Origin of the sequence: Okeania sp. SIO3B5, from assembly GCF_010692555.1 — a bacterium.
In the GTDB taxonomy this organism is placed as follows: domain Bacteria; phylum Cyanobacteriota; class Cyanobacteriia; order Cyanobacteriales; family Microcoleaceae; genus Okeania.
The window spans coordinates 1-4,949 of the sequence record NZ_JAAHHG010000649.1 but is presented as its reverse complement, the minus strand read 5'-3'; the positions used below and the strand labels follow the sequence as shown (position 1 = coordinate 4,949).

Annotated in this window: 8 protein-coding genes and 1 pseudogene; 6 read left to right on the top strand and 3 right to left on the bottom strand. The window is 37.3% G+C overall.

Features of this window, described 5'->3' with window-relative positions; translation table 11 throughout:
- Positions 1 to 85: 85 nt before the first annotated feature.
- Complete coding sequence (locus F6K54_RS40200) at positions 86 to 691, top strand: pseudouridine synthase (protein WP_293089963.1); 606 nt, start codon at positions 86 to 88, stop codon at positions 689 to 691.
- Positions 692 to 1,131: 440 nt separating this feature from the next.
- Here the strand turns inward: F6K54_RS40200 and F6K54_RS40195 are convergent, their stop codons facing one another.
- The 3 genes from F6K54_RS40195 to clpS form a co-directional block, all read right to left on the bottom strand.
- Positions 1,132 to 1,443 carry an urease subunit beta gene (locus tag F6K54_RS40195; protein ID WP_293089961.1) on the bottom strand — a complete coding sequence of 104 codons (312 nt, stop codon included), beginning with the start codon at positions 1,441 to 1,443 and terminating at the stop codon, positions 1,132 to 1,134.
- Between the two features lie 47 nt (positions 1,444 to 1,490).
- Positions 1,491 to 1,793, bottom strand: a complete 303-nt coding sequence (gene ureA / locus F6K54_RS40190) for an urease subunit gamma (protein WP_202221278.1) — start codon at positions 1,791 to 1,793, stop codon at positions 1,491 to 1,493.
- Between the two features lie 198 nt (positions 1,794 to 1,991).
- Positions 1,992 to 2,342 (bottom strand): ATP-dependent Clp protease adapter ClpS, encoded by a 351-nt coding sequence (clpS, locus tag F6K54_RS40185; protein WP_293089956.1) that lies wholly within the window; start codon positions 2,340 to 2,342, stop codon positions 1,992 to 1,994.
- 308 nt (positions 2,343 to 2,650) lie between these two features.
- On the opposite strand from clpS, the gene F6K54_RS40180 reads away from it, so the two are divergent.
- The 5 genes and pseudogenes from F6K54_RS40180 to F6K54_RS40160 all read left to right on the top strand — a co-directional run bounded on the left by F6K54_RS40180 (position 2,651) and on the right by F6K54_RS40160 (position 4,635).
- The gene (locus tag F6K54_RS40180) at positions 2,651 to 2,839 is read left to right on the top strand and encodes a type II toxin-antitoxin system HigB family toxin (protein WP_293089954.1); all 189 of its coding nucleotides are present in this window, start codon (positions 2,651 to 2,653) and stop codon (positions 2,837 to 2,839) included.
- A 68-nt stretch (positions 2,840 to 2,907) separates the two neighbouring features.
- A complete protein-coding gene (locus F6K54_RS40175; RefSeq protein WP_293089952.1) occupies positions 2,908 to 3,540 on the top strand; it encodes a transposase in 633 nt (210 codons plus the stop codon).
- 29 nt (positions 3,541 to 3,569) lie between these two features.
- Positions 3,570 to 3,971, top strand: coding sequence for an RNA-guided endonuclease TnpB family protein (locus tag F6K54_RS40170; RefSeq protein WP_366558385.1), 402 nt, complete (start codon positions 3,570 to 3,572; stop codon positions 3,969 to 3,971).
- Between the two features lie 168 nt (positions 3,972 to 4,139).
- A pseudogene (locus tag F6K54_RS40165) lies at positions 4,140 to 4,247 on the top strand (type II toxin-antitoxin system HigB family toxin); the annotation flags it as partial.
- Positions 4,231 to 4,635: a type II toxin-antitoxin system HigA family antitoxin gene (locus F6K54_RS40160; protein WP_293089950.1), complete on the top strand. Its 405-nt coding sequence runs from the start codon at positions 4,231 to 4,233 to the stop codon at positions 4,633 to 4,635. The pseudogene F6K54_RS40165 and the gene F6K54_RS40160, both read left to right, overlap by 17 nt.
- The last annotated feature ends 314 nt before the right edge of the window (positions 4,636 to 4,949 follow it).

Genomic DNA, 4,949 nt, shown 5'->3' with positions numbered 1-4,949 from the left:
CGGTGGGGTATTAAACCCATAAGGGAAATGATAACACAAGGAAGAAGAAAAAACTTTGCTTTCGTTACTTGATATAATTTTACTGATGAATTACAGATATATTTTATTTAATAAACCCTACAATGTTTTAAGTCAATTCACTGACAACATTGATGAGTCCAAGCAACGTCAAACCCTTAAGGATTATATTCCCGTGTCTTCAGTTTATCCTGTGGGTAGATTAGACCGAGATAGTGAAGGAGTTTTACTACTAACAAATCATGGACAACTCCAACACCGACTAACTGACCCTAAATTTGCTCACCCTCGTACTTATTGGGTACAAGTCGAACGAATACCAGATAAGGCAGCATTAAGAAAACTACAACGAGGTGTAACGATCAAAAATTATCAGACTCGACCTGCAAAAGTCAAATTGTTACCTGTAGAACCAAAATTTCCACCCCGCGATCCACCAATTCGATTTCGGAAAACTGTTCCTACTGCATGGTTAGAAATTACTCTCACAGAAGGTCGAAACCGTCAAGTGCGAAGAATGACAGCAGCAGTCGGTTTTCCAACGCTACGGTTAGTTAGAGTAGCGATCGCCGGTCTGCACATGAATGAACTTCAACCTGGGGAGTGGCGAGACCTCAATCAAACTGAAATTGAATCTCTCAAGCAGATGGTGTTTTATAGCGCTACGCGTTAGGGAACAATTAATAATTAATAATTAATAATTAATAATTAATAATTAATAATTAAAAGGGTTTTAGCATTGAAAAATGTCCTAACCAATTCTTGTAGTGCTATAATTTTTCATAATTTAATTTTACTAATAGACATATCCAATAAGTAAGCATTCAGCTATTAGCAGTCAGCTATCAGCAACAAGATTTTCTCATATAGGACAGTATTTAAATTAACAACTGACTTTAAGGGTAAGGGAAGCAACTTTTGTAGTAAGACAATTAAATATTGCTTTGATCCTAAACTAAAAGCAATAGCTGATAGCTGAAGTCCGCAGTTCTGACCATAGGAGGCTGGCTGACTGCTGAATGCTTACTCCAATAATAAAAAATCAAATCAATTATTGTAGATAAATCATCAATTATTTCCCCCTACTTCCTACTCCCTCTTTTCTGGAGAAGTCTAATTATCTAATTTACCATTAATTCTACCATTAAAACCATAAACTTCTCGTCTGCCAACAAACGGTACTAAAATTACTTCCCGTTCATCTCCTGGTTCAAATCTAATAGCAGTACCTGCGGGAATATCTAGACGCATTCCTTTAGCGAGTTCGCGGTCAAAACTTAAAGCATCATTTGCTTCATAAAAGTGGAAATGGGAGCCAACTTGAATTGGGCGATCGCCTGTATTTGCTATTAATAGTTTTACTGTGGGGCGACCTGCATTTAATTCAATTTCTCCCTCTTGAATAATCATTTCACCTGGAATCATAATAGTTATTTTTTCCTATTTATTCTGTGTTTCAACAATTGTAATTTCTAACGAATGGGATTATGCACAGTTACCAATTTTGTACCATCAGGAAAAGTTCCTTCTACCTGAACCTCTTGTACCATTTCTGGGATACCTTCCATTACATCATTTCTTGTTAATAAAGTTGTACCAAAACTCATTAATTCAGACACAGTTTTACCTTCTCTAGCACCTTCTAAAATTGCTGCAGAAATATAGGCAACTGCTTCAGGATAATTTAATTTTAAGCCTTTTTCTTTACGGCGTTCTGCTAATAAAGCAGCAGTAAAAATTAAAAGTTTATCTTTTTCTTGGGGTGTTAACTGCATAGTATTTTTCTATAGTTATCTCAGGGAGAATTTTATCATGTTTATAGCAAAAGGAAGAAGAGAGAAGGAAGAAGGAAGAAGGAAATATCTGGCGTTATAATAGCGCGATCGAAAAACTTTCTCCTCCTGATACCTCCCTAATACCTTATTCTTTCCTTCTGACTCCTGACTCCTGACTCCTGACTCCTCCCTCGTTATTTACGCCTTTTCCAACGGTGCCATTGTTAACCCTGCCCGACTCAACTGCTGATGATACAATTCTGCCTGTTCTAGAGGGCCAACCCAAACTATGGCTTGACCTTCGTTGTGAACCTGGTGAGTTAGCTCCCAAGCAAGGTCGCTTGTCATACCTGGAATATATTTCTGTAAACATTCAGCAACGTGCTTAAATGTATTGAAATCATCATTTAAAACAATAACCTTGTAGTTGGGATATGGTTTGTTAACAACTTGACTAGACTGCCTAGGAGCAACAATTGTAGAGGAACTACCTCCTATTCCCACTGTTATATTATCTGCAATTCCAATGATGGAAGTTCCAAGATTCATGTTACTATTCTCCTGTATATCCATACTAACTATATATAATGGGATGACTTATAAATAATTGTAACTGCTTGAGGAATTATCATAACCATAAAAGATGTATTTAGATTTTAGGTTTTATTGATGCCCACCAAAGGTTAATTCTCCAAGGGTTATCAATATTCTCTGACGACAAATAATTAGCCATGCCTTGATCAGGGGGAACCGGAAGAGTTACTGAGGACGGCGATCGCTCACGATAGCTTCTGGAATAAGTATTTTTTTGGCTGTTAACTGCTATAATATTAATTAGTTATTTTTCTGATTCACAAATGCACGTCATTAGCTATCGACGTTTAAGGGAATATGCTCGCAAGCATAACGATTGCAATGACTCTTTAGATAACTGGTATAAAGTTGCTAGTAAAGCTAATTGGTCAAGTTTGATTGAGGTGCAATCTGTTTTTCTCACCGCTGAAGCTGTTGGTAATTTTACAGTTTTTAATATTAAGGGTAAATAACAGCTTGACAAAATCTATGATTATCTAGTAGAATCTGTGATTATCTAGTACGACCTATATTGATAATAATGCTACTAGGATTCAAAACTGAACTACACCCAAATAACCAGCAAAAAACCTTACTAGCTAAACACGCTGGCGTAGCTCGTCACGCTTGGAATTGGGGACTATGGTTGACTAGGAACATCCTTAATCACAATTCAAATAATCCTGAGAGTCAACTTAAATTTCCTACTGCAATTGACCTGCATAAACTTTTAGTAGCAATGGTTAAACCTAATAACTATTGGTACTACGAGGTTTCTAAGACAGCACCTCAATATGCTTTAAGGTATTTATCAGGGGCTTGGAAGCGAAGATTCAGTAAAGTGTCTGGTCAACCTAAATTCAAGAAAAAAGGTAAAGATGACAGCTTTACTTTAGATGGTTCAATTACAGTCGGTTTTAATCGTATAAAGTTACCTCGAATTGGTTGGGTAAAAACCTTTGAAATCTTGCCAGATAATGTTACTCCTAAATCTGTAACTATAACTAAGGCATCTGATAGATGGTTTGTCAGTTTTAAGATAGAAACAGCAAGCATAAATACTGAGAAATCAGTAGATGTAGTTGGTGTAGACTTAGGAGTTAAAACCTTGGCAACATTGTCAACAGGCGAAGTGTTTGATGGTGCTAAATATATGCAAAAAGTTGGAATCTAAACTATCAAGACTGCAATATCTGAACAGGCATAAAACCAAGTTTTCGCTCTAACTGGAAAAAGGCGCAACTCAGAATAGCTCAGTTACACAACAGGATAGCTGACATCAGAACAGATACATTGCATAAACTGACTACTTATTTGGCTAAAAACCACAGCCAGATAGTAATAGAAGACCTAAATGTATCAGGTATGATGGCTAATCACAAGCTAGCTAAGGCAGTTGCTGATATGGGTTTTTATGAGTTTCGTAGACAACTAGAGTACAAATGTCAACTGTACGGTTCTAAGTTAACCATTGTTGATAGATGGTTTCCTAGTTCTAAAACTTGCAGTAGGTGTGGAACTGAATCGCGAGTCTCTGTTGTTATCAGAGCGTGTAATCAAATTGCGAACACTGCAATTTTAGCTGCGATTGCTCCGCAACGCTAGCGCGAACGAGACTTGAATGCAGCATTAAATTTAGCTACGGCGGGCAGTTCGTCCGTGACAGCTTGTGGACTGGACAGGCGCCGACGTTGCCAGAATGAAGCAGGAATAGAACAGATAATCATAGATTTATATAGATTATCATAGGTTTCTAAGAACGGTAATAGATATCGCTTAATTGTTAGTATAGATTATCAAAAGCAATTAATTTATATTAAATACATTCTTACCCATGCAGAATATAACAAGGAATATTGGAAAAATGACCCCTACTTTTAGCTCACAAAAATATAGTGATTTATTGGTAAAATACCAGCCGAAGCTAATTAAAACAGAGCATGAAAACGAACGAGCGCTTGCAGTTGTAGAGGAGTTGATGCACGCTCAAAATCGCACTCCAGAAGAGGATGCTCTTTATGAATTATTGATTGTTTTAATTGAGAAATTTGAGCAGGATTTTTATTGTCCCGGTTCCGCATCTACTCCTCATTCAGTGTTACTGTTTTTAATGGAACAACAAAACGTAAAACCAGAAGATTTGGTGGGGGTTGTTGGTTCGGAGGATATGGTGCTTGAGTTAGTTAATGGTGGGCATGAGATTGGCAACGAATTGGCTGAAGTTTTGGGGGATATTTTTAAGGTTGATTCTAGTTTGTTTGGGGGATAATCTGAGAAGGCGATCGCTCCTGTCGTTAAAAAAATAATGAATAAATATGATGTAGGGGCGATTCGCGAATCGCCCCTACACAAATCGCCCTAAAAGGGAATTTGATCCAATTGGATTTATTGAATGCGATAGGAACTTATTAGGGTTTGCTGAAAAAGTCTTTTAGTAGGGGTAGGAGACAGGAGACAGGAGACAGGAGACAGGAGACAGGAGACAGGAGGAACGGGGAATTATAGAGGAAGTAGGAGTAAGAATTTTCCCTTTATTTTTCTGCCATAGTCAGCCCAAAATACTAGCTTTTTGAGCGTTTTCAA

What these genes read in the sequence shown, in the direction of transcription:
- F6K54_RS40200 (WP_293089963.1), top strand. Translation starts at nt 86, where the DNA reads ATGAATTACAGATATATTTTATTTAATAAACCCTACAATGTTTTAAGT.
- F6K54_RS40195 (WP_293089961.1), bottom strand. Translation starts at nt 1,443, where the DNA reads ATGATTCCAGGTGAAATGATTATTCAAGAGGGAGAAATTGAATTAAAT.
- ureA (WP_202221278.1), bottom strand. Translation starts at nt 1,793, where the DNA reads ATGCAGTTAACACCCCAAGAAAAAGATAAACTTTTAATTTTTACTGCT.
- clpS (WP_293089956.1), bottom strand. Translation starts at nt 2,342, where the DNA reads ATGAATCTTGGAACTTCCATCATTGGAATTGCAGATAATATAACAGTG.
- F6K54_RS40180 (WP_293089954.1), top strand. Translation starts at nt 2,651, where the DNA reads ATGCACGTCATTAGCTATCGACGTTTAAGGGAATATGCTCGCAAGCAT.
- F6K54_RS40175 (WP_293089952.1), top strand. Translation starts at nt 2,908, where the DNA reads ATGCTACTAGGATTCAAAACTGAACTACACCCAAATAACCAGCAAAAA.
- F6K54_RS40160 (WP_293089950.1), top strand. Translation starts at nt 4,231, where the DNA reads ATGACCCCTACTTTTAGCTCACAAAAATATAGTGATTTATTGGTAAAA.